24 protein-coding genes are annotated in these 26,451 nt (G+C 70.6%); 12 read left to right on the top strand and 12 right to left on the bottom strand.

What is annotated here, in order from left to right:
- Nucleotides 1-12: 12 nt before the first annotated feature.
- Nucleotides 13-1,815: a hypothetical protein gene (locus tag ABZS97_RS27455; protein ID WP_356141627.1), complete on the bottom strand. Its 1,803-nt coding sequence runs from the start codon at nt 1,813-1,815 to the stop codon at nt 13-15.
- A 266-nt stretch (nt 1,816-2,081) separates the two neighbouring features.
- Here ABZS97_RS27455 and ABZS97_RS27450 point away from each other — a divergent pair, with 266 nt between their 5' ends.
- The 5 genes from ABZS97_RS27450 to disA all read left to right on the top strand — a co-directional run bounded on the left by ABZS97_RS27450 (nt 2,082) and on the right by disA (nt 8,992).
- Nucleotides 2,082-2,927: a PaaX family transcriptional regulator C-terminal domain-containing protein gene (locus tag ABZS97_RS27450; RefSeq protein WP_356141604.1), complete on the top strand. Its 846-nt coding sequence runs from the start codon at nt 2,082-2,084 to the stop codon at nt 2,925-2,927.
- A 281-nt stretch (nt 2,928-3,208) separates the two neighbouring features.
- Nucleotides 3,209-4,600, top strand: a complete 1,392-nt coding sequence (locus tag ABZS97_RS27445) for an alpha/beta hydrolase (protein WP_356141602.1) — start codon at nt 3,209-3,211, stop codon at nt 4,598-4,600.
- A 120-nt stretch (nt 4,601-4,720) separates the two neighbouring features.
- Nucleotides 4,721-6,295, top strand: a complete 1,575-nt coding sequence (locus tag ABZS97_RS27440) for an MFS transporter (RefSeq protein ID WP_356141600.1) — start codon at nt 4,721-4,723, stop codon at nt 6,293-6,295.
- 94 nt (nt 6,296-6,389) lie between these two features.
- Nucleotides 6,390-7,799, top strand: coding sequence for a DNA repair protein RadA (gene radA / locus ABZS97_RS27435; protein ID WP_356141598.1), 1,410 nt, complete (start codon nt 6,390-6,392; stop codon nt 7,797-7,799).
- Between the two features lie 68 nt (nt 7,800-7,867).
- Nucleotides 7,868-8,992 (top strand): DNA integrity scanning diadenylate cyclase DisA, encoded by a 1,125-nt coding sequence (disA, locus tag ABZS97_RS27430; RefSeq protein WP_356141596.1) that lies wholly within the window; start codon nt 7,868-7,870, stop codon nt 8,990-8,992.
- 109 nt (nt 8,993-9,101) lie between these two features.
- Here disA and ABZS97_RS27425 read toward each other — a convergent pair whose 3' ends face one another.
- Complete coding sequence (locus ABZS97_RS27425; protein ID WP_356141594.1) at nt 9,102-9,917, bottom strand: hypothetical protein; 816 nt, start codon at nt 9,915-9,917, stop codon at nt 9,102-9,104.
- 246 nt (nt 9,918-10,163) lie between these two features.
- On the opposite strand from ABZS97_RS27425, the gene ABZS97_RS27420 reads away from it, so the two are divergent.
- From ABZS97_RS27420 to cseC, 5 genes are all read left to right on the top strand, one after another.
- Nucleotides 10,164-11,087 carry an A/G-specific adenine glycosylase gene (locus ABZS97_RS27420; protein ID WP_356141592.1) on the top strand — a complete coding sequence of 308 codons (924 nt, stop codon included), beginning with the start codon at nt 10,164-10,166 and terminating at the stop codon, nt 11,085-11,087.
- 314 nt (nt 11,088-11,401) lie between these two features.
- Nucleotides 11,402-11,953: a SigE family RNA polymerase sigma factor gene (locus ABZS97_RS27415; protein WP_356141590.1), complete on the top strand. Its 552-nt coding sequence runs from the start codon at nt 11,402-11,404 to the stop codon at nt 11,951-11,953.
- Complete coding sequence (locus ABZS97_RS27410; protein ID WP_356141588.1) at nt 11,941-12,609, top strand: hypothetical protein; 669 nt, start codon at nt 11,941-11,943, stop codon at nt 12,607-12,609. The genes ABZS97_RS27415 and ABZS97_RS27410 overlap by 13 nt, the downstream gene beginning before the upstream one ends.
- Nucleotides 12,610-12,642: 33 nt before the next feature.
- Nucleotides 12,643-13,350, top strand: coding sequence for a two-component system response regulator CseB (gene cseB / locus ABZS97_RS27405; RefSeq protein WP_356141586.1), 708 nt, complete (start codon nt 12,643-12,645; stop codon nt 13,348-13,350).
- 8 nt (nt 13,351-13,358) lie between these two features.
- Nucleotides 13,359-14,768, top strand: a complete 1,410-nt coding sequence (gene cseC / locus ABZS97_RS27400) for a two-component system sensor histidine kinase CseC (RefSeq protein WP_356141584.1) — start codon at nt 13,359-13,361, stop codon at nt 14,766-14,768.
- 83 nt (nt 14,769-14,851) lie between these two features.
- Here the strand turns inward: cseC and ABZS97_RS27395 are convergent, their stop codons facing one another.
- Entirely contained in the window at nt 14,852-16,456 is a 1,605-nt protein-coding gene (locus ABZS97_RS27395) for an MDR family MFS transporter (RefSeq protein ID WP_356141582.1), read from the bottom strand.
- Between the two features lie 221 nt (nt 16,457-16,677).
- Here ABZS97_RS27395 and ABZS97_RS27390 point away from each other — a divergent pair, with 221 nt between their 5' ends.
- Nucleotides 16,678-17,265, top strand: a complete 588-nt coding sequence (locus tag ABZS97_RS27390; protein ID WP_356141580.1) for a TetR/AcrR family transcriptional regulator — start codon at nt 16,678-16,680, stop codon at nt 17,263-17,265.
- 11 nt (nt 17,266-17,276) lie between these two features.
- Here ABZS97_RS27390 and ABZS97_RS27385 read toward each other — a convergent pair whose 3' ends face one another.
- From ABZS97_RS27385 to ABZS97_RS27370, 4 genes are all read right to left on the bottom strand, one after another.
- Nucleotides 17,277-17,999: a M23 family metallopeptidase gene (locus ABZS97_RS27385; protein ID WP_356141578.1), complete on the bottom strand. Its 723-nt coding sequence runs from the start codon at nt 17,997-17,999 to the stop codon at nt 17,277-17,279.
- 411 nt (nt 18,000-18,410) lie between these two features.
- Entirely contained in the window at nt 18,411-19,055 is a 645-nt protein-coding gene (locus tag ABZS97_RS27380) for a GPP34 family phosphoprotein (RefSeq protein ID WP_356141576.1), read from the bottom strand.
- A gap of 107 nt (nt 19,056-19,162) precedes the next feature.
- Entirely contained in the window at nt 19,163-19,825 is a 663-nt protein-coding gene (locus tag ABZS97_RS27375; RefSeq protein WP_356141573.1) for a response regulator transcription factor, read from the bottom strand.
- A gap of 94 nt (nt 19,826-19,919) precedes the next feature.
- Nucleotides 19,920-22,448, bottom strand: a complete 2,529-nt coding sequence (locus ABZS97_RS27370; protein ID WP_356141570.1) for an ATP-dependent Clp protease ATP-binding subunit — start codon at nt 22,446-22,448, stop codon at nt 19,920-19,922.
- Between the two features lie 441 nt (nt 22,449-22,889).
- Here ABZS97_RS27370 and ABZS97_RS27365 point away from each other — a divergent pair, with 441 nt between their 5' ends.
- Nucleotides 22,890-23,483 carry an SCO3374 family protein gene (locus ABZS97_RS27365; protein ID WP_356141568.1) on the top strand — a complete coding sequence of 198 codons (594 nt, stop codon included), beginning with the start codon at nt 22,890-22,892 and terminating at the stop codon, nt 23,481-23,483.
- Here the strand turns inward: ABZS97_RS27365 and ABZS97_RS27360 are convergent.
- The 5 genes from ABZS97_RS27360 to ABZS97_RS27340 form a co-directional block, all read right to left on the bottom strand.
- The gene (locus ABZS97_RS27360; protein WP_356141625.1) at nt 23,462-23,797 is read right to left on the bottom strand and encodes an Lsr2 family protein; all 336 of its coding nucleotides are present in this window, start codon (nt 23,795-23,797) and stop codon (nt 23,462-23,464) included. The two genes, ABZS97_RS27365 and ABZS97_RS27360, sit on opposite strands and share 22 nt — an antisense overlap.
- Nucleotides 23,798-24,023: 226 nt before the next feature.
- Nucleotides 24,024-24,605, bottom strand: coding sequence for an amino-acid N-acetyltransferase (locus ABZS97_RS27355; RefSeq protein ID WP_356141566.1), 582 nt, complete (start codon nt 24,603-24,605; stop codon nt 24,024-24,026).
- A 9-nt stretch (nt 24,606-24,614) separates the two neighbouring features.
- Nucleotides 24,615-25,052 (bottom strand): BlaI/MecI/CopY family transcriptional regulator, encoded by a 438-nt coding sequence (locus ABZS97_RS27350; protein ID WP_356141564.1) that lies wholly within the window; start codon nt 25,050-25,052, stop codon nt 24,615-24,617.
- A gap of 142 nt (nt 25,053-25,194) precedes the next feature.
- Entirely contained in the window at nt 25,195-25,374 is a 180-nt protein-coding gene (locus tag ABZS97_RS27345; RefSeq protein WP_356141562.1) for a hypothetical protein, read from the bottom strand.
- Between the two features lie 92 nt (nt 25,375-25,466).
- Nucleotides 25,467-26,093, bottom strand: a complete 627-nt coding sequence (locus ABZS97_RS27340) for a hypothetical protein (RefSeq protein ID WP_356141623.1) — start codon at nt 26,091-26,093, stop codon at nt 25,467-25,469.
- Nucleotides 26,094-26,451 lie beyond the last annotated feature (358 nt).

The following is a 26,451-nucleotide window of genomic DNA, read 5'->3' as shown; positions in this document are numbered from 1 at the left end:
GGCACCGCGGATCTACGAGGAGGGGCTCGGGTCGCCGCTGTCGCCGGGCGACGTCGAGCCCCCCGGGTCCGAGGGGGCCGGGGACGAGCCCGTCGGCGTCGGGTCCGGGTCGGACGGCGTCGGGCTGCTGGGCGTCGGGTCCGGGTCGGACGGCGTCGGGTCGCTCGGGGTGGGATCGGGGTCCGGGTGGGACGGTGTCGGGTCGCCGGGGGTCGGGTCGGGGTCCGGGCCGGGGTCGGACGGGCCCGCGTTGCCGTATCCGTCGATCGTGACCACCGCGCCCGCCGGTGCGACGGCCACCCGCGCGGTCCAGGGGCCCACCGGCTCGCGAAGATGGTCGACGTACATCTTGATCGTCAACGATTCGCCGGGGTCGAGGGTTCCCGACGACTTGCTCGGATAGAGCCAGTCGGCGCCGGTACGGACGGACCACCGCACCGGTGCGTCCCCGGCCGCCGTGAGGGTGATGAGTGTCGTGTCGCCGCTGTTGCCCGCCGACACCGAGAGCCGTCCGGTGCCCTTTCCGGCGACGCTGACGACCTCCACGGAGACGTCGGGCGAGCGGCTGCCCTTGGTGAAGCGGCCCTCGGGGCGGGTACTGGCGTTGCCTGCGTTCTCGTAGCCGCCCGCGTCCTCGCCGTTGAGACCGCCGGGGTCGTGCGCCTCGCTCGCGGTGACCGAGCGGCCGTCGGCGCCCTCGCCGATCAGGGGCGCGCCGCGGTAGGCCGCCCAGAGCGCGAGTACGGGCGCGGCGACGACGGTGGCCACGACCGTGGTCGTGACGGCACGCGCGCGCAGCCGGTCGCGGCGGGCGGCGCGGTCCTTGGGATCCATCGGGAAACCGCGCCGGTCGAAGCGCGGGGCCTCACCCCGCGCGCGCGGGAGGCGCGCCATCGCCATGTGCAGGGCCGCGCGCGGGGCTTCGAGTACGGGGAGCGCGGCGGGCGTGACGCTGGTGCCGGGCCAGGAGCCGGGGACCGCGCGCTCGGCGGTGCGGCGGCAGCGTGGGCAGTCGTCGACGTGCCGGACCAGTTCGCGGCGCAGGGCGGTGCTCAGGACGACCTGGCTGTCGTCGGTGAGGCGGGCGACGCTCGGGCAGGCGCCGGTCTCCACCACCGCGAGCGCCGCGCGCGTGCGTTCGACCTCGCAGGCGGCGGAGGCGAGGAGTTCACGTGCCGACGCGAGATCCATGCCGAGCACGGCGGCGACCTCGTGGACGGCGAGCTGGTGGCGCACCGCGAGTTCGAGCGCCTCGCGCTGCTCGGGAGACGTACCGGCGGCCTCCGGCCAGGCCAGCAGGGCGAGTTCGCGCTGCCGGTGGGCCTGGGCGTCCTCGGAGACGGGAACGGCGCTCAGGGCTTCGGCGGCGCGCCGGTCGGCGGTGTCCTTGTGCGCGTCACGCGGGGAGTTCGGCGGATTCTGCGCGTTCTCCGTGCCTTTGTGGGCCGCTCGGCGGCCACCGGCGTGTGTCGCCTGTCGTCGGCGCCTGGCCTCGGCGAGCTTGCGCAGACAGGCCCAGCGGGCGAGGGCGTACAGCCATGCTCTGCGGTCGTCCGGGGACTCCGGACCGCGCGGGTTGCGACGTTCGGCCAGCGCGAGGACGTCCCCCAGGGCGGCGGTGGCCGAGTCGTGGTCGCACAGCACGGACAGGCAGTAGGTGAACAGGCCGTCCAGGTAGGGCTCGTAGCGCGCTGGAGGGTGCTGGGCCATGGTGCGGGTGTTCGCGCGGGGCGCTGTCACCCGCTTGCGCGCGTCTCCGTGCGCCCGGTGTGCGCCGGTGGTGTGCGTGGAGGTCTCCGGACGGCTGCTCATCACCCGTGCGACCGTAGGTGCCATGGGGTGGCCCCTTCTTCCCCCTTGAGCACTTTTAATCCGTACGGGTGAAACGATCCCTCATAAGGGGACAGCAGCCCTCCGTCCCGTGGCCCAGGCCTTCACAGGCGGCGATGGCGGCACGCGCGCGTGGGTGGTTTCGGGCGACGCGCGCGCGTGGATGCCTTCGCTTCGAGCGGTTCGGAAGCCCGTTGGCAGTTCGGGTCCCGACCGCTCCTTGTCCGCCGACGGCGTCGTACCGTAAGCCCGTGGCCACCGACAACGCCCCGCGCCCGCAGTCCCTGATGCTGTCGTTCCTCGGCGACCAGGTGCTCGGCCGCGGCGTGTGCGTGTACTCGGGGAGCGTCATCGAGGTGTTCGCGCGGGCCGGCGTCGGCGAGCACGCGACCCGGTCGACGCTGACCCGGATGGTCAACCGCGGGCTGCTGCGCCGGAGGCGTGAGGGCCGCCGCATGTACTTCGGGCTCACCGAGCGCTCCGAGGCGATCCTGCGCGACGGCGAGCAGCGCATCTGGAAGACCGGCGCCGTCAACCGTGACTGGGACGGCACCTGGTCGCTGCTCGGCTTCTCGCTGCCCGAGTCGTGGCAGCGGCAGCGACACGATCTGCGCTCGCAGCTCACCTGGGCCGGGTTCGGGCCGTTGTTCAGCGGTCTGTGGATCGCGCCCGGCGAGGTCGACGTCTCCGGGATCCTCGCGGAACTCGGGCTGTCCGCGCACGTCAAGGTGTTCCGCGCGCGGGCCGACATCGGCATGGACATCGCCGAGATGATCAACGACACCTGGGACCTCGCCGAACTCGCCGACCGTTACCGCGCGTTCGACACCGCGTGGCGCCCGCTCCGGGAATCCGGCGCGCAGCCGGGCGACGCGGGCGGCGGCACGCCCGAGGACGCCCTCGCGCTGCGGCTGCGCCTCGCGACGGCATGGCTGGACGTGATCCGCAGCGACCCGCGCCTGCCCGTGCAGCACCTGCCCGCCGACTGGCCCGCGGGCCCGGCGGAGGAGACGTTCCGCGCGGTGCACGCCTGCCTGGACGCGCCCGCACGGGAGACGGCGCGGCGCCTGCTGGAGACGGTGCCCGCGGAGGCGTAGCCCGCCCGCTCCCCTCGTCCTCCCCTTTGCACCTCCCCTGCCCACGCCGGAGCCGCTCGGCTCGCGATTGAGGCGTGCGTCTTCTGCCGTGCGCCCTCAGGCCACCGCCGACCACCGCCGAGCCCCCTTCCGAACTGATGTTGTGCATTCCATTGACGGCAGTCAGATAAGCGCCCTACATTCCGAGGCGTTCAGTCGTTCGGTGAGTCGTTCAGTGCACTGAGCATCCGCCGCACCCGTCCTCAGCGCTCCCCCTCCCCCGCAGATCGGAGCCCTACGACATGCCCGCACGCACCCGCCTGGCCCGTACGACGGCCGCCCTCGGTACGGCAGTCGCCCTCTCCGTCACCGCCCCCGCCGCCCACGCGGACACCCCCGAAGCCCGGCATCTGACCGGCACCCTCGCCGACGGCGCCACCTGGATCGCCGACGTACCGGCGAACTGGAACGGCACGTTGCTCCTGTTCAGCCACGGCTTCGGCCCCACCGTCGCGCGGGACGCGCCCTCCGACGCCTCCCGCACCGAGCTGCTCGCCGAGGGGTACGCGCTGACCGGGTCCTCGTACGACCCGAACGGGTCCATGTGGGCGCTGGCCAGCGCGGAACGCGACCAGTTCGGCGCGCTCGACGCCGTTGAGAAGGAGATCGGCAAACCCCGGCGGACACTCTCCGTCGGCCAGTCCATGGGGGGCCTCGTCAACGCGCGGATCGCCCGGGACGGCGCCGGCCGCGTCGACGGCGCGCTCGGCTTCTGCGGCCTGGTCGCGGGCGGCACCGACCTGGACAACTACCAGCTCGACGCCGAGTACGCCCTCGCCCGCCTGCTCCTGCCCGCGCAGGACCTGAAGCTGGTGAACTTCGCCTCCCCGGCCGAGGCCTCCGCCACCGCCGACCGGCTCACCGCGGCCGTCACCGCCGCCCAGAAGACCCCCCAGGGCCGCGCCCGCGTCGCCCTCGCCGCCGCCTTCCTCAACCTCCCCACCTGGGCGCCCGGCCAGGACCGGCCGGCCGACGACGACTGGGCGGGGCAGGAGGAGCAGCAGTACGCGTGGTTCGCGCAGGGCGTGCTGTCGTTCATCGAGGGCGGCCGGTACGCCGTCGAGCAGTCCGTCGGCGGCAACAACTCCTGGAACCGGGGCATCGACTACGCCCGCCTCCTCGCGGGCTCCGCGCACGCCCCCCAGGTACGCGCGCTGTACCGGGCAGCGGGGCTCGACCTGCACGCCGACCTGCGCACACTCACGCGCGGCGCCACCGTCACGGCGGACCCGGCCGCGGTACGGGAGGCGGCGCGCACCTCGTCCGCCGGACAGGGGCTCGGCGTGCCCCTCCTCGACGTGCACACCACCGCGGACAACCTCGTGCCGGTCGAGCAGGAGAACCGGTTCGCGGACCGGGTGCGGGCCTCCGGCGACGGCGCCTCGCTGCGGCAGGCCTATGTCGAGCGGCAGGGGCACTGCGCCTTCACCACCGCCGAGACGGTCGCCGCCGTGCACGCCGTCGAACAGCGGATCGCCACCGGTCACTGGGGGGATGCCGCCACACCCGCCGTGCTGCAGAAGGCCGCGCTCGGGCTCGGGCTGGACGGGGCGGCGTATGTCCCCTACCGGCCCTCCGAGTTGACGGTGGGGCGCGAAACGGGGCTCCACGCGCGCGTGGACACGACCAACTAGTTCGCCCCCTCCGCCCCTGCCCGCCCCGTACCCGGGGGCTCCGCTCACAGACCCCCGTTTCGCCCGAAGGGCTCGTCCTCAAACGCCGGACGGGCTCAAGACTCCCCCTAGGGACTGCCCATGTCTGAACCGGACGCACCCCGCCTCCCTCTCGGCACTTTCATCGCCGGCTGTCTGGCCGTCTGTCTCGCGCAGATCGGTCTGGCCATGCCGGCCACTCTCAACGGCCTGTTCCAGGAGCATCTGCACCCGGTGGGCTCGCAGTTGACCTGGATATCGGACGCGTTCCTGCTGCCGGTCGCCGTGCTGGAGCTGTCCTTCGGTGTGCTCGGCGACCTCTTCGGGCGCAAGCGGCTGCTGGTCGGCGGTGCGGCGCTGCTGTGCGCCGGCGAGGTGGTCGCCGCCTCCAGTTCGGGCGTCCACCAGCTGTGGGTGGGACAGGCGCTCGCCGGGCTCGGCGCGGCGGCACTGTTCCCGACCTCGCTCGCGATGATCGCCGCCGGTACCCACGGGGCGGCCCAGCGTGCCCGCGCCATCGCCGTGTGGGCGTCCAGCCTGTCCGCGGGCGGCTTCCTCGCGCCGCTGCTCGGCGGCATCACCGGGACCTACGGCTCCTGGCGCGCGGCGTTCGTGGTGGTCGCCGTGGTCGCCGCCGTCAGCGCGCTGGTCAGCGTCGTGTTCGCCGCCGACTCCGCGGCCCCGGAGGGGCGTTCGCTCGACATCGCCGGCCAGGTCACCATCGGCGTCGGACTCTTCGCGCTCCTGTACGCCGTCATCCAGGGGCCCGCGGACGGGTGGGCGTCGACGTGGGTGGTCGTGGCCTTCGTCGTCGCGGCGGTCTTCATCGGCCTGTTCATCGCGGCCGAGAACCGGGCCCGCTCGCCGCTGCTGCGCCTCGACCTGTTCCGCGACCGCTCCTTCGCGATCGCGTCCGTCGTCTCGGTCATCGGCATGTTCAGCTTCCTCGGCACGGCGTACGCGGCGAGCATCCGGCTCGGCCCGATCCAGCACCAGAGCCCGATGCGGACGTCCTTCGCCTTCCTGCTCCTCAGCGGTCTGACCCCGTTCCTGACACCGGTCACCTCCCGCCTCCTCAGCCGGGTCTCCCCGCGTACGACGCTCACGGCGGGGCTCGCGCTGATCGCGGCCGGCGACTTCCTCGCGGCCACGCTGGCCGTCGACGACCGGGCGCTGACCTCGCTGATCCTGCCACTGGGTCTGGTCGGCACGGGCTTCGCGTTCACGGTGTCGTCGATCACCGCGACCGCCGTCAACACCGTGCCCGTCCATCTCGCGGGCATGGCCAGCGCCTCCACCAACCTGCTGCGCGACTTCGGCTTCACCCTCGGCCCGGCCGTCATCGGCGCGGTCGCGCTGAGCCAGGCCGCCTCACAGGTCACCGCCTCCCTCGGTACGGCGTCGCTGGGCGCGGAGTCGAAGGCGGCCGCGCACGAGGTCCTCAAGGAGGGCGGCCCGCTCGCCCTCAACTCGGTGCCGCCGAACTCCCCGCCGGGCGCGGCCCGCTCCTTCGCCCTCGACGCGCTCGGCCACGGCTACTCCATCGGCTTCGTGGTGTGCGGCAGTGCGGCCCTGTTCTCGGCGCTGCTGGTGCTGTTCGCGTTGCGCGGCCGTACCGAGAAGACGGCCGAGGAGACGGAGACGGGGAAGGAGACGGCGGTGGCCGTCACGGGATGAGCGCCCGGGCGTACGCGGGCCGCGGCGGAGCCGCAACCGCCCGGCCCGCGTACGCCCGACGGTGATGTCAGTGGCCTGGGCTACGGTTTCGTCCATGGCTGCCCGTACGAAAACCGCGAAGGACCGGCCGTCCTACCGCTGCACCGAGTGCGGCTGGCAGACGGCCAAGTGGCTCGGCCGCTGCCCCGAGTGCCAGGCGTGGGGGACGGTCGAGGAGTACGGCGCGCCCGCGGTCCGCACGACGACACCCGGCCGTGTCACCACCTCCGCGGTTCCCATCGGCGAGGTCGACGGCCGCCAGGCCACCGCCCGCTCCACCGGCGTACCGGAGCTGGACCGCGTCCTCGGCGGCGGCCTGGTCCCCGGCGCCGTCGTCCTCCTCGCGGGCGAGCCCGGCGTCGGCAAGTCCACACTCCTGCTGGACGTGGCGGCCAAGGCGGCGAGCGACGAGCACCGCACGCTGTATGTCACGGGTGAGGAGTCGGCCAGCCAGGTGCGGCTGCGCGCCGACCGCATCAAGGCGATCGACGACCACCTGTATCTCGCCGCCGAGACCGACCTGGCCGCCGTCCTCGGCCACTTGGACGCGGTGAAGCCGTCCCTGCTCGTCCTCGACTCCGTACAGACCGTCGCCTCCCCGGAGATCGACGGCGCACCCGGCGGCATGGCCCAGGTGCGGGAGGTCGCCGGGGCGCTGATCCGCGCCTCCAAGGACCGGGGCATGTCCACCCTCCTGGTCGGCCATGTCACCAAGGACGGTGCGATCGCCGGGCCCCGGCTGCTGGAACACCTGGTGGACGTGGTGCTCCAGTTCGAGGGCGACCGGCACGCGCGGCTCCGGCTCGTACGAGGGGTCAAGAACCGTTACGGCACCACGGACGAGGTCGGCTGCTTCGAGCTGCACGACGAGGGGATCACGGGCCTTGCCGACCCCTCCGGCCTCTTCCTCACCCGCCGAGCCGAGCCGGTCCCCGGCACCTGCCTGACCGTCACCCTGGAAGGCCGCCGCCCGCTCGTCGCCGAGGTCCAGGCGCTCACCGTCGACTCGCAGATCCCCTCCCCGCGGCGCACCACCTCGGGGCTGGAGACCTCCCGGGTGTCGATGATGCTCGCCGTTCTGGAGCAGCGCGGCCGGATCACCGCCCTCGGAAAGCGGGACATCTACTCCGCGACGGTCGGCGGCGTGAAGCTCTCCGAACCGGCCGCGGACCTCGCGATCGCCCTCGCCCTCGCCTCCGCCGCGAGCGACACCCCGCTGCCCAAGAACCTTGTCGCGATCGGCGAAGTGGGCCTTGCAGGCGAGGTCAGACGGGTCACGGGGGTCCAGCGCCGGCTGGCCGAAGCCCACCGTCTGGGCTTCACACATGCCCTCGTACCGACCGACCCGGGCAAGATCCCTCCCGGTATGAAGGTCCTGGAAGTCGCCGACATGGGCGACGCGCTGCGGGTGCTTCCGCGCTCTCGTCGGCGAGAGGCCCCACGGGAGGAGGAAGACCGCCGGTAGACTTTGCCCTGGTCTCGCCCGTCCGTACGAACAGAGGGCGACCGGAAACCCGCGACCGGAGGAGTGCAGTGGCAGCCAACGACCGGGCAGCAGCTCCCGGAAAGTCCGGTGGGAGCTCCGGTGCCGATGGCCTGATGCGCGCCTCACTGAGCGCCGTGGCACCCGGCACGGCGCTGCGCGACGGGCTTGAGCGGATTCTCCGCGGCAACACCGGCGGACTCATCGTGCTCGGCTGGGACAAGACCGTCGAGTCGATGTGCACCGGCGGATTCGTCCTGGACGTCGACTTCTCGGCGACCCGTCTGCGCGAGCTGTGCAAGCTCGACGGCGGCATCGTTGTCGACAAGGACATCACCAAGATCCTTCGGGCGGGCGTGCAACTGGTGCCCGACCCGACCATCCCCACCGAGGAGACGGGCACCCGGCACCGCACCGCGGACCGCGTCTCCAAGCAGGTCGGCTTCCCGGTCGTCTCGGTCTCCCAGTCGATGCGCCTGATCGCCCTGTACGTCGACGGTCAGCGCCGTGTGCTGGAGGACTCCGCCGCGATCCTCTCCCGCGCCAACCAGGCCCTCGCGACCCTGGAGCGCTACAAGCTCCGTCTCGACGAGGTCGCGGGCACGCTCTCCGCGCTGGAGATCGAGGACCTGGTCACCGTCCGGGATGTCTCGGCGGTCGCCCAGCGCCTCGAAATGGTGCGCCGGATCGCCACCGAGATCGCCGAGTACGTCGTCGAGCTGGGCACGGACGGACGCCTGCTCGCCCTCCAGCTGGACGAGTTGATCGCCGGAGTGGAGCCCGAACGCGAGCTGGTCGTCCGGGACTACGTGCCCGAGCCGACCGCGAAGCGCTCCCGCACGGTCGACGAGGCCCTCTTCGAGCTGGACGCGCTGACCCACGCGGAGCTTCTCGAACTCTCCACCGTGGCCCGCGGGTTGGGGTACACCGGCTCTCCCGAGGCGCTCGACTCCGCGGTGTCCCCGCGCGGCTTCCGCCTCCTCGCCAAGGTGCCCCGGCTGCCCGGCGCGATCATCGACCGCCTCGTGGAGCACTTCGGCGGCCTGCAGAAGCTGCTCGCCGCCAGCGTGGACGACCTCCAGACCGTCGACGGTGTCGGGGAGGCGCGGGCGCGGAGTGTGCGCGAGGGGCTGTCGCGGCTGGCGGAGTCGTCGATTCTTGAGCGTTACGTCTAACTACGGCGGATCTTGGGCGTCACGTGTGGCCACGGCGGATTTCGGGGTGCGCGTCACGCCCTCGGGCGCTCGGGGTGATCGTCGAACCCCGGGCGCCCTTTGCTCGTTCTCAGTCCTTCTCCAGCACGAAGGACGCCTGGGCCTTGGCCAGACCAGGGGCCTTCGCCTCGACCAGGTAGGTACCGGCGGTGGCGGACCCGGCCGGAGGCGTGGCGCACGCGGCGGCGCTGGGCTTGCGGTCCCACTCGACGGTGTAGGTGATCTGGCTGCCGGCCGGGACACGGAGGAGGACCGCGGCGGCACTCCTGGGGCAGTCACCGGAGGACCAGTAGGCGTCGTCGCCACCCGCCTGAGTGATCGTCACCACGGCGTTCTTCGGGCCGAAGTCGACCTTGCAGTCGCTGCCCGAGGTGTTCTTGGCGACCAGTTCCAGGGTGGGCTTCTCATCGGGCGCGTAGGTGTTGTGGACACTGCGCAGCGTCAACTTCACCCCGCCCGCAGTGCAGTTGGGAATGCTGGATCCGGCCGGAAGCTGATCCGCGGAGCCGGCCCCGCTCTTGGACCCGTCGTCCGAGTTCCCCCCGGAGCCGGAACCCGACCCGGCCCCGGAACCACCGTCGTCCCCCGACGATCCGCCGGACCCGGAAGCGGACCCCGAACCGCCCGAGTCACTCCCGCTCGACTCGTCGCGCCCGCCCGGGTGTTGACTGATCGCCGGCCCAGAACTGGAGGGCCCGGGAGTGATGGTCTGCGCGGGGTTCTTCCCGTTCGAACCGTTCCCGTTGTTCTTCCCGCCTCCGCCACCGGAGCCGACCACCCACACGATGAGCAGCGCCAACAGCGCCACCATGCACAGCAGAACGGCCCTCCGTCGCCAGTAGATGGTGGAGGGAAGCGGCCCGACCGGATTGCGCATAGATCCCACGGCGCAAACTCTACGAGAGATCCGACCCTTCGCTCGCCCCACCCGCCGCCCCGCCCCGCAACTTTTCCGGATCATCATCCCGGCCAGGCCCGTTGAGGCGATCGGCGGCCACGCACGGCCACGCTCAACCACAGACAGCGACACAGAGCGACACACCCGAAGCCGCTTCACGCGCCCGAAGGTGAACCGCCACGGACCGCAAGGCGCCCCACCCACCGGCGCCCGTCATGGCAGGATCGACACGTCATGACTGCACCAGCGCACACCACCGCGAACACCGCCGCCCGCACCGCTCCCGGCGAGGCCCTCCACACCCCGGTCATCGCATGGTTCGACGAGCACGCACGCGATCTCCCCTGGCGTCATCCCGACGCGGGCCCCTGGGGAGTGATGGTCAGCGAGTTCATGCTCCAGCAGACGCCGGTCAGCCGTGTGCTGCCCGTCTACGAGCACTGGCTGGCCCGCTGGCCGCGCCCCGCCGACCTGGCCGGGGAAGCGCCGGGCGAGGCCGTCCGCGCCTGGGGCCGGCTCGGCTACCCGCGCCGCGCCCTGCGTCTGCACGGCGCCGCGGTCGCCATAACGGAACGGCACGGCGGCGACGTACCCGCCGACCATGCGCAGCTCCTCGCGCTGCCTGGCATCGGCGAGTACACGGCCTCGGCGGTCGCGTCCTTCGCGTACGGCAGGCGCCACGCCGTCCTCGACACAAACGTGCGCCGGGTGTTCGCCCGCGCGGTCACCGGCGTCCAGTACCCGCCCAACGCCACCACCGCCGCCGAGCGCAAGCTCGCCCGCGCCCTGCTCCCCGACGACGAGGGCAGGGCGTCGCGCTGGGCCGCCGCGTCGATGGAGCTGGGCGCGCTGGTCTGCACGGCGAAGAACGAGAGCTGCCGGCGCTGTCCGATCGCGGCGCAGTGTGCCTGGCTGCTGGCGGGGAAGCCGGAGCACGACGGGCCGCCGCGGCGCGCTCAGACGTACGCGGGCACGGACCGTCAGGTCCGCGGCAGGCTCCTGGCCGTCCTGCGGGAGGCGGTCACTGCGGTCCCGCAGGCCGAGCTGGACCGCGTATGGGAGGAACCGGTGCAGCGGGCCCGCGCACTGGACGGCCTCGTGTCCGACGGTCTGGTGGAACCTCTCCCGGGCGGCCTGTACCGCCTGCCGTTGACGTAACGGTCGACGTAACGGGCGGGTGTGTTGCCCACTGGGCCCCAGCGGGCGCTCAAATCCGCCCAACCAGGGCATAACCGCAGGTCGCCTTACCCACTCCCTACTTCCGTTACACAACCGACGGACAGCCGAGTGCTTGCCGCAGGCCGGCCCGGACAACGCCGTGACAACCCCTCCGTAGCTTCATTGCCGTACCGCACAGACAGCCGCTCCACAGCGGAACGACAGCGGTTCACAGGTAGCGGGCAGACGGACACCCGACAGCAGACCGCAGGAAGCGGCAGGCAGGTCGGAAACGGGGATGGAGGCGGTTGATCATGGCGCACGGCGAGGTGCTCGAATTCGAGGAGTACGTCCGCACTCGGCAGGACGCGCTGCTGCGCAGTGCCCGCCGCCTCGTCCCCGACCCGGTCGACGCCCAGGACCTCCTGCAGACCGCGCTCGTACGGACGTACGGCCGCTGGGACGGCATCGCGGACAAGCGGCTGGCCGACGCCTACCTGCGCCGCGTCATGATCAACACGCGGACCGAGTGGTGGCGGGCGCGCAAGCTCGAAGAGGTTCCGACCGAGCAGCTGCCGGACGCGAGCGTCGACGACTCGACCGAGCAGCACGCCGACCGCGCCCTGCTCATGGACATCATGAAGGTGCTGGCACCCAAGCAGCGCAGTGTCGTGGTGCTGCGACACTGGGAGCAGATGTCCACGGAGGAGACGGCCGCCGCCCTCGGCATGTCGGCCGGTACGGTGAAGAGCACACTGCACCGGGCCCTGGCCCGGCTCCGCGAGGAGCTGGAGAGCCGGGACCTCGAGGAGCGCGGCGCACGCGCACTCGAAGCGAGTGAGGAGCGGGAGCGTTGCGCGGCCTAGGAACAGGGGCCAGGCAGGTCCTGAAGGCGGGGAGTACGGCAGCGGCCGCGCTCACCGCCCTCGGCCTTTTGACGTCCGGCTGCGCCACCGGGGGAACGGGCGCCCGCGACGAGGGCCCGGCCCACGACGCCGACTCGGTGGCGGCCGCGCCGACCCCCTCGGCCTCGGTGTCCGCCTCCGCCTCCGCCTCGCCCGCCCAAGCAGCGAAGCGGGTGGACGCGGTCAAGCTGATACAGGACGATCCGAAGGTCAGCGCGTCGGTCAAGGGCGACCTGAAGCCGTGCGTGGGCGACGAGTATCCGGTCGACGTGTCGTACGGGGAGCTGACCGGGGGGTCCGCGAGCGACATCGTGGTCAACGTGATGACCTGCGGTGACGCGGTCGGGGTCGGCTCGTACGTGTATCGCCGGCAGGGCAGCGGGTACCAGAATGTCTTCAAGGCCGAGGAGCCTCCGGTCTACGCGGAGATCGACCGGGGCGACCTGGTGGTCACGCAGCAGTTGTACGAGAAGGGCGACCCGGTGACGTATCCGTCCAGCGAAGAAGTGATCACCTACAGCTGGGCGACGACGCACTTCAAGGCGGACTCGCGCACGCGCAACGACTACAGCAACGCGGTGGGCGGCACCGACACGGCCACGCCCGACGCCGGCTGAGCCCTGAGACCTGAAAGCAGACGGAGCAGCCGGATGGCAGAGCAGACCCACGTCCTGTTCGTCGAGGACGACGACGTCATTCGCGAGGCCACGCAGCTCGCCCTGGAGCGCGACGGCTTCGCGGTGACCGCCATGCCCGACGGGCTGTCGGGCCTGGAGGCGTTCCGTGCCGACCGTCCTGACATCGCACTCCTGGACGTGATGGTGCCCGGCCTCGACGGCGTCAGCCTGTGCCGCCGTATCCGCGACGAGTCGACCGTCCCCGTGATCATGCTGTCCGCGCGCGCCGACTCGATCGACGTGGTGCTGGGCCTGGAGGCGGGCGCCGACGACTACGTGACGAAGCCCTTCGACGGCGCGGTCCTGGTCGCCCGTATCCGCGCGGTGCTGCGCCGCTTCGGCCACGCCGGCGGACCCGCGGGTGGCGCCGGGGGCGGACCGGATGCGCTCGACGGCGGTGTGCTGTCCTTCGGCGAGCTGGAGATCGACACGGAGGGCATGGAGGTCCGCAGGGGCGGTACGCCGGTGGCGCTCACGCCCACCGAGATGCGGCTGCTCCTGGAGTTCTCGTCCGCGCCCGGTACGGTACTGAGCCGCGACAAGCTGCTCGAACGTGTGTGGGACTACGGCTGGGGTGGCGACACCCGTGTCGTGGACGTCCATGTGCAGCGGCTGCGTACGAAGATCGGCCAGGACCGGATCGAGACGGTCCGCGGCTTCGGCTACAAGTTGAAGGCCTGAGCAGGGGTATGCGGGGGATTTTTCAGCGCCTGGTTCCGGGCGGCCGTACGGGATTCAATGACCACTCGGGTATCCGTACGGGCATCCGGTGGAAGCTCAGCGCGGCGATCGCGCTGGTCGGTGCGCTGGTGGCGGTCGCGCTGAGCCTGGTCGTGCACAACGCGGCGCGCGTCTCGATGCTCGACAACGCGCGCGATCTGGCGAACGAGCGCCTCCAGGTCGTGCAGCGCTTCTACGACTCCAACCGCCCGCAGACCGGCTTCGGCCAGAACTTCGGCGTGAAGATCGACGACCCGGCCATTCCGCGGGACCTGCTGTTGAAGGTCTCGCAGGGGCGGCGGGCCACCTATGTGTCGGACAGCCACAGCGGGGCGCCCGACATCTGGGCGGCGGTACCGCTGCGGGACGGCCGCGTCCTGTCGCTGCACAAACGGTTCACCGACCGCAACGCCAAGGTCATGGACGACCTCGACCAGGCGCTGGTCATCGGCTCGATCGCGGTCGTCTTCGGCGGCTGCGCGCTCGGTGTGCTCATCGGCGGCCAGCTGTCCCGGCGGCTGCGCAAGGCCGCGGTGGCGGCCAACCAGGTGGCCAAGGGCGAGACCGACGTCCGCGTACGGGACGCCATCGGCGGCGTCGTACGGGACGAGACCGACGATCTCGCGCGGGCCGTGGACGCGATGGCCGACGCGCTCCAGCAGCGCATCGAGGCCGAGCGCCGGGTCACCGCCGACATCGCGCACGAGCTGCGCACCCCGGTCACCGGCCTGCTCACCGCGGCCGAACTCCTGCCCCCGGGCCGCCCGACGGAGCTCGTACGGGACCGGGCGCAGGCCATGCGGACCCTCGTGGAGGACGTCCTGGAGGTCGCGCGGCTCGACGGCGCGTCCGAGCGGGCCGAGTTGCAGGACATCATGCTGGGCGAGTTCGTGGCGCGGCGGGTGACCGCGAAGGACCCCGCCATCGAGGTGCGGGTGGTTCATGAGTCGGAGGTCACGACGGACCCGCGGCGCCTGGAGCGCGTGCTGTTCAACCTTCTCGCGAACGCCGCGCGGCACGGCAAGCCGCCGATCGAGGTCTCCGTCGAGGGCCGCGTGATCCGCGTACGCGACCACGGTCCCGGCTTCCCCGAGGAGCTCCTCGCCGACGGCCCGAGCCGCTTCCGCACGGGCAGCAGCGACCGCGCGGGCCACGGCCACGGGCTGGGGCTCACCATCGCGGCAGGCCAGGCCCGGGTGCTGGGCGCCCGGCTGACCTTCCGCAACGTGCGGCCGGCGGGCGCCCCGGACGGCGTACCCGCCGAGGGCGCGGTCGCGGTCCTGTGGCTGCCGGAGCACGCGCCGACGAACACGGGGAGCTATCCGATGCTGCCTACGTCGGGCGGCGAGCGGCGGCCGAATCCGAGGCCGGGCGGCTGAACAGCGGCCGGCCTCGACGCCGGACGCAAAAGAGAGAAGGCCCCCGGGGCGGACAACGCCGGGGGCCTTCGTACTGCCAGAGGTCAGACCGCGCCTGCCACGGCCTCGGTCTCCTTGGACGGCGACTCGCCCGCCGCCGCGTCCCCCGCCGGCTTCGGAGCGGAGCCCCGCAGCGGGACCTCCTTGACGAACACCGAGGCGACCAGCGCGACCAGCGCGATGACGGACCCCAGCAGGAACGCGGAGTGCGTGCCGCTGGACACCGCGTGCTTGTAGGCGTCCTGGGCCGCCTCGGGGAGCTTGGCCATGCTCGCCGCGTCCAGCTGTGCGGACTCCTCGGTCATCTTGGAGCCCAGCACACCGGCGCGCTCGCTCATCACGTCCTGGACCCGGTTGTTGAACAGCGCGCCCATGATCGCGACGCCGAAGGACGAGCCGAGGGTGCGGAACAGGGTCGTCGAGGAGGACGCGACGCCCATGTCCTTCATCTCGACGCTGTTCTGCGCGACCAGCATGGTGACCTGCATCAGGCAGCCCATACCGGCGCCGAGGACGGCCATGTAGAGCCCCGACGTCAGACGGGTGGTGTCGGTGTCCATCTCGGAGAGCAGGAACAGCCCGACCGACATCAGCACACCGCCGACGATCGGGAAGATCTTGTACTTGCCGTAGTTGGTGGTGACCCGGCCCGCGACCATCGAGGTGACCAGCATCGCGCCGAGCATCGGCAGGAGCAGCAGTCCGGAGTTGGTCGCGGACGCGCCCTGCACGGACTGCTGGTACAGCGGCAGGAAGAGTACGGCGCCGAACATCACGAAGCCGGTGATGAAGCCGATGACGGACATCAGCGAGAAGTTGCGGCTGCGGAAGATGTGCAGCGGCATGACCGGCTCGGCGGCCTTGGTCTGCCAGAAGAGGAAGCCGACGAGCGCGGCCACGCCGATCCCGATGAGCTCCATGATCATGGCGGAGCCCCAGGCGTACTCGCTGCCGCCCCAGGTGGTGACGAGCACGATGGACGTGATGCCGACGGTCAGCAGACCGGCGCCCAGATAGTCGATGCGCGCCTGCGACCGCTTCTTCGGCAGATGCAGTACGGCACTGACGGCGGCCAGCGCCACGGCGCCCAGCGGCAGGTTGATGTAGAACGACCAGCGCCAGCCGAGGTGGTCGGTGATGGTGCCGCCGACAAGCGGTCCGGCGATCATCGCGAGCGCCATCACGCCGGCCATCATGCCCTGGTACTTGCCGCGCTCCCGCGGCGGGATCAGGTCGCCGATGATGGCCATGACGCCGACCATCAGACCGCCGGCGCCGAGCCCCTGGATCGCGCGGAAGCCGATGAGCTCGTCCATGTTCTGGGCCATGCCGCTGAGCGCGGACCCGAGCAGGAAGATCACGATCGACGTGAGGAAGGCGCCCTTGCGCCCGTACATGTCACCGATCTTGCCCCAGAGCGGGGTGGAGGCCGCGGTCGCGAGCGTGTACGCGGTGACCACCCACGACAGGCGCTCCAGGCCGCCCAGCTCGCCCACGATCGTGGGCATCGCGGTGCCGACGATCATGTTGTCGAGCATGGCCAGCAGCATCGCGATCATCAGCGCGAGGACCACGACGCGCACACTGCGCGCTGGTTTCTCCTTTGCGGCGGTCTCGGCGACCGCGTCCGTTCCCGTGTTGTCCGCCATCGTTCCCACTCCCCTAGGTACATGCGGTACTTCTGCACTGCTGTGCGTCTGCACTGCCGTGCGTCTCTGCTTCTGCCTTCGCCCGGCTACTTACTTGCCGCCCGGCTAGTTGGCTACACTGAGGGAAGATAGACCCGTAACTAGCCGGGCGTCAAGTACGTTTCCACGGTCGGTCGGCGGTCCGTCGACGAGCATTCTCGGGGAGCGTGAGGAGTACGAAGATGGGCGGCACCATGGACGGCACCAAGCGGCAGCGGCGAGGGGACACCCGCCAGCGCATCCAGGACGTGGCGCTCCAACTCTTCTCCGAGCAGGGCTACGAGAAGACCTCCCTGCGCGAGATCGCGGAGCACCTCGACGTCACGAAGGCAGCGCTCTACTACCACTTCAAGACCAAGGAAGAGATCCTCATCAGCCTCTTCCAGGACCTGACACGGCCGCTGGACGAACTGATCGACTGGGCCAAGCAGCAGCCGCACACCCTGGAGACCAAGCAGGAGGTCCTGCGCCGCTACAGCGAGGCCCTGACCGGTGCGGCCCCGCTCTTCCGCTTCATGCAGGAGAACCAGGCGACGGTGCGCGAGCTGAGCGTCGGCGAGACCTTCAAGGACCGCATGCTGGCGATGCTCGACATCATCAGGGAGCCGGAGTCGGCCCTGACCGACCAGGTCCGCTGCGTCAGCGCGCTCTTCACGATGCACGCCGGAATGTTCGTCCTGAAGGACGTCGAAGGCGACCCCGAGGACAAGCGCAAGGCGGTCCTGGAGGTCGCGATCGATCTGGTGACCCAGGCGCACGGCGGCGCCTGATCACCCAGGGGTCAGACCGTGACGCCCTTGGCGCGCAGGAAGGCGACGGGGTCGACGGCGGACCCGAAGTTCGCGGTCGTACGGATCTCGAAGTGCAGGTGCGGCCCGCTGGAGTTCCCGGTGCTGCCGGAGCGCGCGATGTGCTGCCCGGTGGCCACGACCTGCCCGACCCTGACGTCGATCCGGGACAGGTGGGCGTACTGCGAGTAGGTCCCGTTGCCGTGCCTGATGACGATGGCGTTGCCGTACGCGGACCCGTCACCGGCGCCGTTGCCGCCGGCCTTGACGACGGTGCCGCCGTGCGCGGCGACGACCTGGGTCCCGGTGGCCACCGCGAAGTCCTGGCCGCTGTGCGTGGACGACCACATGCTGCCGGCCTGCGCGAAGCTCGCGGAGAGCTTGTACTTGCGCACCGGGTCGACCCAGGAGACGGCCTTCTTGGCAGCGGCACGCTTCGCCGTGGCGGCGGCCTTCTTGGCGGCAGCACGCTTCGCCGTGGCGGCGGCCTTCTTGGCGGCCACCTTGGCATGGGCGGCGGCCTTGGCCTGAGCGGCGGCCTGCGTCTGCAGTGCGGTGGCCGCGGTGTCGGTGCCGCTCGCGGCGAGGGAGGTGTCGGCGGCGGTCGCGACCCCGGCACCCAGCACGGCCGACATTCCCAGCCCGACGGCCACCACGGCGGTGCGGGTACGGAGCAGGGACGTACGGGACTGGCGGATCGTGGCGCGCTTCGACATGGAGACCTCGACAGGACGGGGACGGGGACGGGACACAGAAACCACCCGGCGCCAGGCACTCGCCGGATGGACCATCCCTTGGTAACCCCGACCCCCGCCGACCCCCAAAACACCGATCTACGACGTTCGCTCGTAGTTCATCCTAAAACTTCCCTCTTCTTGACAGACATCCCACCAGGAGCGATCTGCCCGATTTCTTCCAGAAGCAAGGTTTAACCGCACTCCACCGGGTCCCGCCCCTCCCTTACGGCACCCTCCACTACCCGCCTTAGTAACGGACATATCGCCTGTGCGTCATGTCACCGGGCGGCGGGATCCGGGCCCTGCCGCCTGTGACGCGCACTACGCTGAAATGCCCGGTCCACCCTGGTCAGCGCAGGGCTCTTTGAATGGCGTCCGGCGCGGGGCGCGTCAGCTGCCGCCCATCCCACCTTGCGCGGCGATCATCGTGGTGCGCATGCCGTGCACCGCCGTCTCCAGGCCCGGCGCGAGTTCACCGAGCCGGCCGGTCAGGGCGTCGATCCGCGCACGGTGTCGGCGCCGGTCCTCTCCGGACACCACCGAGCCGATCCGGCCGGCCGCGGCCAGCGCGACCAGGGCGGCATCCTCCAGGGCGACCTCCTGCGGCGAATTGGCGGCGCGCAGGACCGCGGTCACATGTGCCCGCAGCGCCCGTACGGCGTCCGGGTCCCGCACGGTCGTGTGCCGCCCGGACAGGACCGGGATCCGGCCGTCCTCGACGGTGAGCTGTCCGCGTGCCGCAAGTCGGTCCTCCACGGCTTGCAGTGTCTGCGTCCTGTTGCGCCGCGCCAGGTGCTTCCAGCCGTGGGTGGATGCGGCGACCTCGTCCAGCACACCGTCCAGGACCGGATCGCCCACCGGGCCGGGCTCGGCCACCCGCACCGCCCCTTCGCGCTCCGTCAGGTGGCCGCGCAGGGTGAGGTCGACGAGCGCGGCGACGCGGACCAGGAACCCGGTCCGGGTGCGGTCGTAGGGGCCGCGCGCCGCCTCGTCGTAGGCCAGCAGGTACATCCGGTGGGGCAGGGCATCCGTCATGCCTGCGACGCTACGGCGCCGGCGCCCGCCCGTGATCGACCTGAAGGGGCACTTCGCGATGGGCCGCCAGGATCACCCGCGCGGCGCCTCCTCCCTGGGGAGGAGGGTCACTGACCGCGCGGCCGGACCAGACCGTGGTCGTAGGCGGCGACCACCGCCTGGACGCGGTCCCGCAGCCCCAGTTTGCGCAGCACCGCAGCCAGGTGCCGCTTGACCGTGGCCTCGGACAGGGACAGCCGGCGGGCGATCTCCGTGTTGGACAGCGCCTGCCCGATCAGGGTCAGCACCTCGATCTCGCGCGCGGACAGGCCGGTCAGCGCGGGCGGCGTCGGGCGCGCGTCCGGCGCCGTGCGCAGAAAACGCTCCAGCAGCCGGTGGGTCAGGCCCGGCGCGAGCACCGTGTCCCCGCGCACCACGGCCCGGATCGCCCCGACGAGCTCGGCGGACTCCATCTCCTTGAGCAGGTACCCGTCGGCGCCCGCCCGCAGCGCCGCCAGCACGTGTTCGTCCTCGTCGAACGTGGTCAGCATCAGCACCCGGGCCGTGCTGCCGGAGGCCACGATCTGCCGGGTGGCCTCGATCCCGTCCATGCCGGGCATCCGGATGTCCATCAGGACCACGTCCGGCCGCGTGCGGTGGGTCAACTGCACCGCCTGCCGTCCGTCACCCGCCTCGCCCACCACCGTCAGGTCGTCCCAGGAATCGATCACCAGACGGAAACCGGTGCGCAGCAGTTCTTCGTCGTCGGCCACTACGACCCGGATCGTCATGAACGGCATCCCATCAACGGCGTTGCGGAAAAGGGGCTGCCCCGGGACCGAAGTCCCGGGGCAGCCCCTTCAGTTCCTCAGGCGGACCCGGAGGTCACGCCTCCTTGCTCAGGTTGGGACCGGCGCCGCCGGCCGCCTGCTCGATCGGCGGGACGTCGGGCAGCGCCGACTTCTCCTCGCCGCGGAAGGTGAAGGTCTGGGTCTCGCCCTCGCCCTCGGTGTCCACGACCACGATGTGACCGGGACGCAGCTCGCCGAAGAGGATCTTCTCGGAGAGCGAGTCCTCGATCTCGCGCTGGATCGTACGCCGCAGCGGCCGCGCGCCCAGGACGGGGTCGTAGCCCTTCTTGGACAGCAGCTCCTTGGCGGCCTGGGAGAGCTCGATGCCCATGTCCCGGTCCTTGAGGCGCTCGTCCACCTTGCCGATCATCAGGTCAACGATCTTGAGGATGTCGTCCTGCGTCAGCTGCGGGAAGACAACCACGTCGTCGACGCGGTTGAGGAACTCGGGACGGAAGTGCTGCTTGAGCTCGTCCGAGACCTTGTTCTTCATGCGCTCGTAGTTCGACTTCTTGTCACCCGAGGCCGCGAAGCCCAGGTTGAAGCCCTTGGAGATGTCCCGCGTGCCGAGGTTGGTCGTCATGATGATGACCGTGTTCTTGAAGTCCACGACCCGGCCCTGGGAGTCGGTCAGGCGACCGTCCTCCAGGATCTGCAGCAGCGAGTTGAAGATGTCCGGGTGGGCCTTCTCGACCTCGTCGAACAGGACGACGGAGAACGGCTTGCGGCGGACCTTCTCGGTCAGCTGACCGCCCTCTTCGTAGCCCACGTATCCGGGGGGCGAACCGAAGAGACGCGACACCGTGTGCTTCTCGCTGAACTCCGACATGTCGAGGGAGATCAGCGCGTCCTCGTCACCGAAGAGGAACTCGGCCAGGGCCTTGCTCAGCTCGGTCTTACCGACACCGGACGGGCCCGCGAAGATGAACGAACCACCGGGGCGCTTCGGGTCCTTCAGACCGGCACGCGTACGGCGGATCGCCTTCGAGAGCGCCTTGACGGCGTCCTTCTGGCCGATGACCCGCTTGTGGAGCTCGTCCTCCATGCGCAGCAGGCGGCTCGACTCCTCCTCGGTCAGCTTGAAGACCGGGATGCCCGTCGCGGTCGCGAGGACCTCGGCGATCAGCTCGCCGTCGACCTCGGCGACGACGTCCATGTCGCCGGCCTTCCACTCCTTCTCCCGCTTGGCCTTGGCGGCCAGCAGCTGCTTCTCCTTGTCGCGCAGAGAGGCGGCCTTCTCGAAGTCCTGCGAGTCGATCGCGGACTCCTTGTCGCGGCGGACGCCGGCGATCTTCTCGTCGAACTCACGGAGGTCCGGCGGAGCGGTCATCCGGCGGATGCGCATCCGGGAACCGGCCTCGTCGATCAGGTCGATCGCCTTGTCCGGCAGGAAGCGGTCGGAGATGTACCGGTCGGCGAGCGTGGCCGCCTGCACCAGGGCCTCGTCCGTGATGGACACACGGTGGTGCGCCTCGTAGCGGTCGCGCAGGCCCTTGAGGATCTCGATCGTGTGGGGGAGGGAAGGCTCCGCCACCTGGATCGGCTGGAAGCGGCGCTCAAGGGCCGCGTCCTTCTCGAGGTGCTTGCGGTACTCGTCGAGCGTCGTGGCACCGATGGTCTGCAGCTCGCCTCGCGCCAGCATCGGCTTGAGGATGGAGGCCGCGTCGATCGCGCCTTCGGCGGCGCCCGCACCGACCAGCGTGTGCAGCTCGTCGATGAACAGGATGATGTCGCCGCGGGTGCGGATCTCCTTGAGGACCTTCTTCAGGCGCTCCTCGAAGTCACCGCGGTAGCGGGAGCCGGCGACCAGCGCGCCGAGGTCCAGGGTGTAGAGGTGCTTGTCCTTGAGGGTCTCGGGCACCTCGCCCTTGACGATGGCCTGCGCCAGGCCCTCGACGACGGCGGTCTTGCCGACGCCGGGCTCGCCGATGAGGACCGGGTTGTTCTTCGTACGACGGGACAGCACCTGCATGACCCGCTCGATCTCCTTCTCGCGCCCGATGACCGGGTCGAGCTTGGACTCACGAGCGGCCTGGGTGAGGTTCCGGCCGAACTGGTCGAGGACCAGGGACGTCGAGGGGGTGCCCTCGGCAGGACCACCACTGGCGCCGGCGGTCTCCTTGCCCTGGTAACCGGAGAGCAGCTGGATGACCTGCTGCCGCACCCGGTTGAGGTCTGCGCCCAGCTTGACCAGGACCTGGGCGGCGACGCCCTCGCCCTCACGGATCAGGCCGAGCAGGATGTGCTCCGTGCCGATGTAGTTGTGGCCCAGCTGAAGGGCCTCGCGGAGCGACAGCTCCAGGACCTTCTTGGCACGGGGGGTGAAGGGGATGTGCCCGGACGGGGCCTGCTGCCCCTGCCCGATGATCTCCTCCACCTGCTGGCGGACCGCCTCGAGCGAAATCCCGAGGCTCTCCAGGGCCTTAGCGGCGACACCCTCACCCTCGTGGATCAGGCCCAGGAGGATGTGCTCGGTGCCGATGTAGTTGTGGTTGAGCATCCGGGCTTCTTCCTGAGCCAGGACGACAACCCGCCGCGCGCGGTCGGTGAACCTCTCGAACATCGTTAATCGCTCCTCAGAGCGGTCAGGCAGTAAGGGGACGCTCCCCTCCCTGTCCTTCCGCAGCTTAGTCCCGCAAGCGGGGACCGCTCATTCCAACTGCCGACACCGGACCGAGAACCAACACAGCCTCCTGACCCCGAACGCCGACATATGCTCCAACCTGATGGTGCGAGACGATGTTCCCGCAGGCCAGGCAGATACCCTCACCATCTGTACGCCGATGGCGAACGTGAGATGCCCGAGCCACGCGTGTCGCCCCTCCCACTAGGGATGTCTTACCCGCACGCACTGACACTCCATGCCGCGCGCACCGGTTCCCTCCGCTACGGGCGAACAACCTTGCGCTGCCCCACGCTCTTGAACGCCCCCCAGATCCGCACTGTGCGCATTCACCGGGACACCCAGCGTAACTCCGGGGCCTTTCTCGCTGTTGCTCCTGTCATGGTTCCCACGAGCCCCACCGTTCCTCTCCCCCGTCGGCCGCTCGACACGGGCGATCCCGTACGGCACTGGTATGAGAACGCACTGGGCTGGGCAACCGTGCCCGGTCGTCCTGAAAATTCCGGATATCCGGTGGAATTGGTGACGGGGCTGCGCTTCGACGTCCTGGAGGTACCGGCGGAGGCGGGCTTCGCGGCGCTGCGGCATCTGGGCCCCGCCTCTCCAGTGGTCCTCCACGGAGACCGGATGCGGGTTCTGGTGGCGGCGGGCGGCGCGGACGAACTGCCGGGGCTGCTCGACTGGCTGGAGTGGGGCTCCCTCGCACTGGATCTCAGCGGGATCGGCGCGGGCGGAACCATGGCGGCTCCCCCGCCACCGGGCCTGGACGGTTCACAGGCCGGGTCGCAGGGGGCCGCCATGTGGCTGCGGCCCCCCGAGCCGGGGTGCGAGATCGAACCCTCGCTGCCGACACTGTCGGCCGTTGGGGGCGTGGGGGGCGCCCCCGACCTCGTACGACTTGTGGACACGATGGCAACGCAATGCCATCGGGTACGACTGCGGAGCGCGAGCGCTCAGCCGTTGGCCTTCTCGTAGGCCTCGCGAATGGACGCGGGAACACGGCCACGGTCGTTGACCTCGTAACCGTTCTCCTTGGCCCACGCGCGGATCTGCGCGGTGTCCTGGCTGCCACCCGAAGCGGCGCGCGCCTTTCCGCGTCCACCCGAAGAGCGGCCTCCGGTACGACGACCACCCTTCACGTAGGGCTCAAGAAGGCCACGCAGCTTGTCCGCATTGGCGGTCGTGAGATCGATCTCGTACGTCTTGCCGTCCAGCGCGAACGTCACGGTCTCGTCCGCCTCGCCACCGTCGAGGTCGTCGACAAGAAGGACCTGAACCTTCTGTGCCACCGGATTTCCTTTCATCGATAACTTGAGGGCCGAGGTCTGCGGCGACAGCCGCTGTTTCACGTCCCCTGTTATATGCAGTACTGCAGTACGTCGGAAAGCAAACCGCTTTTGCCGGAAAAACACAAACCCCTGGGGGAGACTCATCTGCTCCGCGAAGACCGGAAACGTGCGCGTTTCGGACATAGGGAACCTGGGCATGGAGCTCCGCCGGAATAGCTGTCGGCGATCACAGATGCAGAAGCATCCGACTGTTGCCCAAGGTGTTCGGTTTCACTCGTTCGAGACCGAGGAACTCTGCCACGCCCTCATCATAGGAACGCAGTAGCTCGGCGTAGACGTCTGTGTCAACGGGTGTCTCACCGATCTCCACGAAGCCGTGCTTCGCGAAGAAGTCCACTTCGAAGGTCAGACAGAAAACCCTGCGAACACCGAGCCAACGGGCTGTCTGCAGCAACTTCTCCAGCAACTGATGGCCCACGCCGGCGCCCTTGAGCGCGGGGTTCACCGCGAGAGTGCGCACTTCCGCGAGGTCTTCCCACATCACGTGCAGTGCGCCGCAGCCGACCACCTCTGCGTTGTCGTCCCGTTCCGCGACCCAGAACTCCTGGATGTCCTCGTAAAGCGTCACCGTTGCTTTGTCGAGCAGGATGCGGCGTCGGACGTTCGCGTCAAGGAGGCGGCGCACGGCCGCGACATCGCCGGTCCTGGCCCGGCGGACGGTGACGGCTTTTGCGGTGGCTTCGCGAGGCTCCGCGGGAAGCGCCGCGGGAAGCCCTGTCGGAAGCTCTGCGGGATGCTCTGCTGGCATGTGCGGACGCTATCGCCCGGTGTCGTCCCGGACCGAGGCGGGGTTCTCGTCGGGGCGATCGGGGGTTCCCCGCGTTTCGGTCGCTTCGGGGCCTTGCACCATGCGTACGGCGTCGGTCAGAGCCTGCCGCTGTTCCTCACTCATCATCCCGAAGAAGGCGACGAGAGCGGCCGCCGGGTTGTCACTCTGCGACCAGGCGTCGTTCATCAGCGCGGCGGCGTAGGCGGCCCTGGTGGAGACCGCCTCATATCGATAGGCCCGGCCTTCCGCCTCGCGGCGTACCCAGCCCTTCTGATGGAGATTGTCCAAAACGGTCATCACCGTGGTGTACGCGATGGACCGTTCCTGCTGAAGGTCTTCCAGGACTTCTCGAACGGTCACCGGGCGGTTCCACTTCCACACCCGCGTCATGACCGCGTCTTCGAGTTCTCCCAATGGGCGAGGCACGCTCAGAACAATAGTGGGAGATGTCACTAATGGCATGGCGGACGTGCGCTTTCACCGACAAACAGGAACAAAAAGGGCGTACGGCTCGGAAAAATGAGTCGTACGCCGGGTTGGGCGGGACCGCTCGGAGGCCGCTCGGATCTCAGGTGTCGGTGTCCCGGGAGGCCTGGCGGGTGTGTTCCGCGCTCGCGAGGGCCGCGTCGACGAACGCGTCCTCCTTGGCCTTGTTCGCACCGCCCTGCGTCTTCACGATCGTCACGATCAGGCCGATGAAGAACACGGCCATCACTACGGGGGGCACGAGCGCGGAGACGTAGTCCATGGATCCAGAGTAGCGAAGCGGATCCGGGGAAGTGCGGGCGCGTTCCCCGTGCCGGGCGGCGTGGGGACGTGCCTGAACTTCCCCGGAGCGGCTCAGCCCGCCGCGAGTTGCTGCGGCGGGTTCGCCGGGGGCGGGGTCGGCTTGCGGCGAGGGGGGAAGACCTCGCCGGGGGTGGGGATGGGGCGGGGGGTCTTGACCGGGGGGCGGGCTGCCGGATCGGCGGGCCTTCCCGCGGGCCTTTCCGTGGGCTTCTTCGCCGGTTCGCCGGCTGCTCGGCCGCCCGGGAGGGCGTGCAGACGGGTGCGGGATGCCGGGACTGTGGCGGTGACGGCGGCGGTGGCGCGGCCGCGGTCTGCGAGGCGGGTGCGTACGTCCTGCTCGGCGAGGGTGCGGCAGCGGTACAGGAGGGCTGCGGCGGCGGGGTTGCCGCGCAGGGCGCGGAGCGCGGCGAGGTCGTCGGGGTTCGGCCGGTAGCCGTTGCCGAGGACTTCCTCCAGGAGGGCGAGGTAGCCGGCGGCGGTGCCGGGCAGGGCCGCCCGGTAGCGGGTGAGGTCGGCCAGCAGAAAGGCCCGGAGCCTGGCCCCCTCGCGGGTCGCCTCGTCGACGGACTCGGCGAGACGGAGACAGTCCTGGACGTCCTCGGCCGAGGCGGGGCTGGGGTGGAGGGCGAGGGCGAGAGCGCGACGGAGCACACGCAGCTCCTCCGCACCGAACGCCATGCCGCCGCGGGATCCGTATGGCGTGGGCATGCGGCGACGATACGCGCTAATCAGACAAAATCCGCGTTTTGCTGGCGGGGGCGCCTTGGGTCGTGTCGCAGGGGGGGCGGTGGGTGGGTCGGGTCCGTGTCGGTACGTCTTGCCCGTCGCCGCGTGGGCGTACTGCCCGGGGTCGAGCATGGCCAAGCTTGGCTGGGGGCCTGCTACGCGACGGGCAGAGACGTACCGACACGGACCCTTCCGTGCGTACGCGACTGCGGGTGCGTGGGGGCGTGCGCGTGGCGCCGGGGGCCGGCGAAGCCGCGTCACTGCGGGCAATCGTGCCGCCAGGGGCGGCACGGGTGGGCGCAGCGGCACC

The organism is Streptomyces sp. NPDC005485, assembly GCF_040606085.1.
In the GTDB taxonomy this organism is placed as follows: domain Bacteria; phylum Actinomycetota; class Actinomycetes; order Streptomycetales; family Streptomycetaceae; genus Streptomyces.
The sequence above is the reverse complement of the archived record's forward strand: the minus strand, read 5'-3'. Positions and strand labels throughout refer to the sequence as shown.

What these genes read in the sequence shown, in the direction of transcription:
- ABZS97_RS27445 (WP_356141602.1), top strand. Translation starts at nt 3,209, where the DNA reads ATGCCCGCACGCACCCGCCTGGCCCGTACGACGGCCGCCCTCGGTACG.
- ABZS97_RS27440 (WP_356141600.1), top strand. Translation starts at nt 4,721, where the DNA reads ATGTCTGAACCGGACGCACCCCGCCTCCCTCTCGGCACTTTCATCGCC.
- radA (WP_356141598.1), top strand. Translation starts at nt 6,390, where the DNA reads ATGGCTGCCCGTACGAAAACCGCGAAGGACCGGCCGTCCTACCGCTGC.
- ABZS97_RS27420 (WP_356141592.1), top strand. Translation starts at nt 10,164, where the DNA reads ATGACTGCACCAGCGCACACCACCGCGAACACCGCCGCCCGCACCGCT.
- ABZS97_RS27415 (WP_356141590.1), top strand. Translation starts at nt 11,402, where the DNA reads ATGGCGCACGGCGAGGTGCTCGAATTCGAGGAGTACGTCCGCACTCGG.
- cseB (WP_356141586.1), top strand. Translation starts at nt 12,643, where the DNA reads ATGGCAGAGCAGACCCACGTCCTGTTCGTCGAGGACGACGACGTCATT.
- cseC (WP_356141584.1), top strand. Translation starts at nt 13,359, where the DNA reads ATGCGGGGGATTTTTCAGCGCCTGGTTCCGGGCGGCCGTACGGGATTC.
- ABZS97_RS27395 (WP_356141582.1), bottom strand. Translation starts at nt 16,456, where the DNA reads ATGGCGGACAACACGGGAACGGACGCGGTCGCCGAGACCGCCGCAAAG.
- ABZS97_RS27390 (WP_356141580.1), top strand. Translation starts at nt 16,678, where the DNA reads ATGGGCGGCACCATGGACGGCACCAAGCGGCAGCGGCGAGGGGACACC.
- ABZS97_RS27385 (WP_356141578.1), bottom strand. Translation starts at nt 17,999, where the DNA reads ATGTCGAAGCGCGCCACGATCCGCCAGTCCCGTACGTCCCTGCTCCGT.
- ABZS97_RS27380 (WP_356141576.1), bottom strand. Translation starts at nt 19,055, where the DNA reads ATGACGGATGCCCTGCCCCACCGGATGTACCTGCTGGCCTACGACGAG.
- ABZS97_RS27375 (WP_356141573.1), bottom strand. Translation starts at nt 19,825, where the DNA reads ATGACGATCCGGGTCGTAGTGGCCGACGACGAAGAACTGCTGCGCACC.
- ABZS97_RS27370 (WP_356141570.1), bottom strand. Translation starts at nt 22,448, where the DNA reads ATGTTCGAGAGGTTCACCGACCGCGCGCGGCGGGTTGTCGTCCTGGCT.
- ABZS97_RS27365 (WP_356141568.1), top strand. Translation starts at nt 22,890, where the DNA reads ATGGTTCCCACGAGCCCCACCGTTCCTCTCCCCCGTCGGCCGCTCGAC.
- ABZS97_RS27355 (WP_356141566.1), bottom strand. Translation starts at nt 24,605, where the DNA reads ATGCCAGCAGAGCATCCCGCAGAGCTTCCGACAGGGCTTCCCGCGGCG.
- ABZS97_RS27345 (WP_356141562.1), bottom strand. Translation starts at nt 25,374, where the DNA reads ATGGACTACGTCTCCGCGCTCGTGCCCCCCGTAGTGATGGCCGTGTTC.
- ABZS97_RS27340 (WP_356141623.1), bottom strand. Translation starts at nt 26,093, where the DNA reads ATGGCGTTCGGTGCGGAGGAGCTGCGTGTGCTCCGTCGCGCTCTCGCC.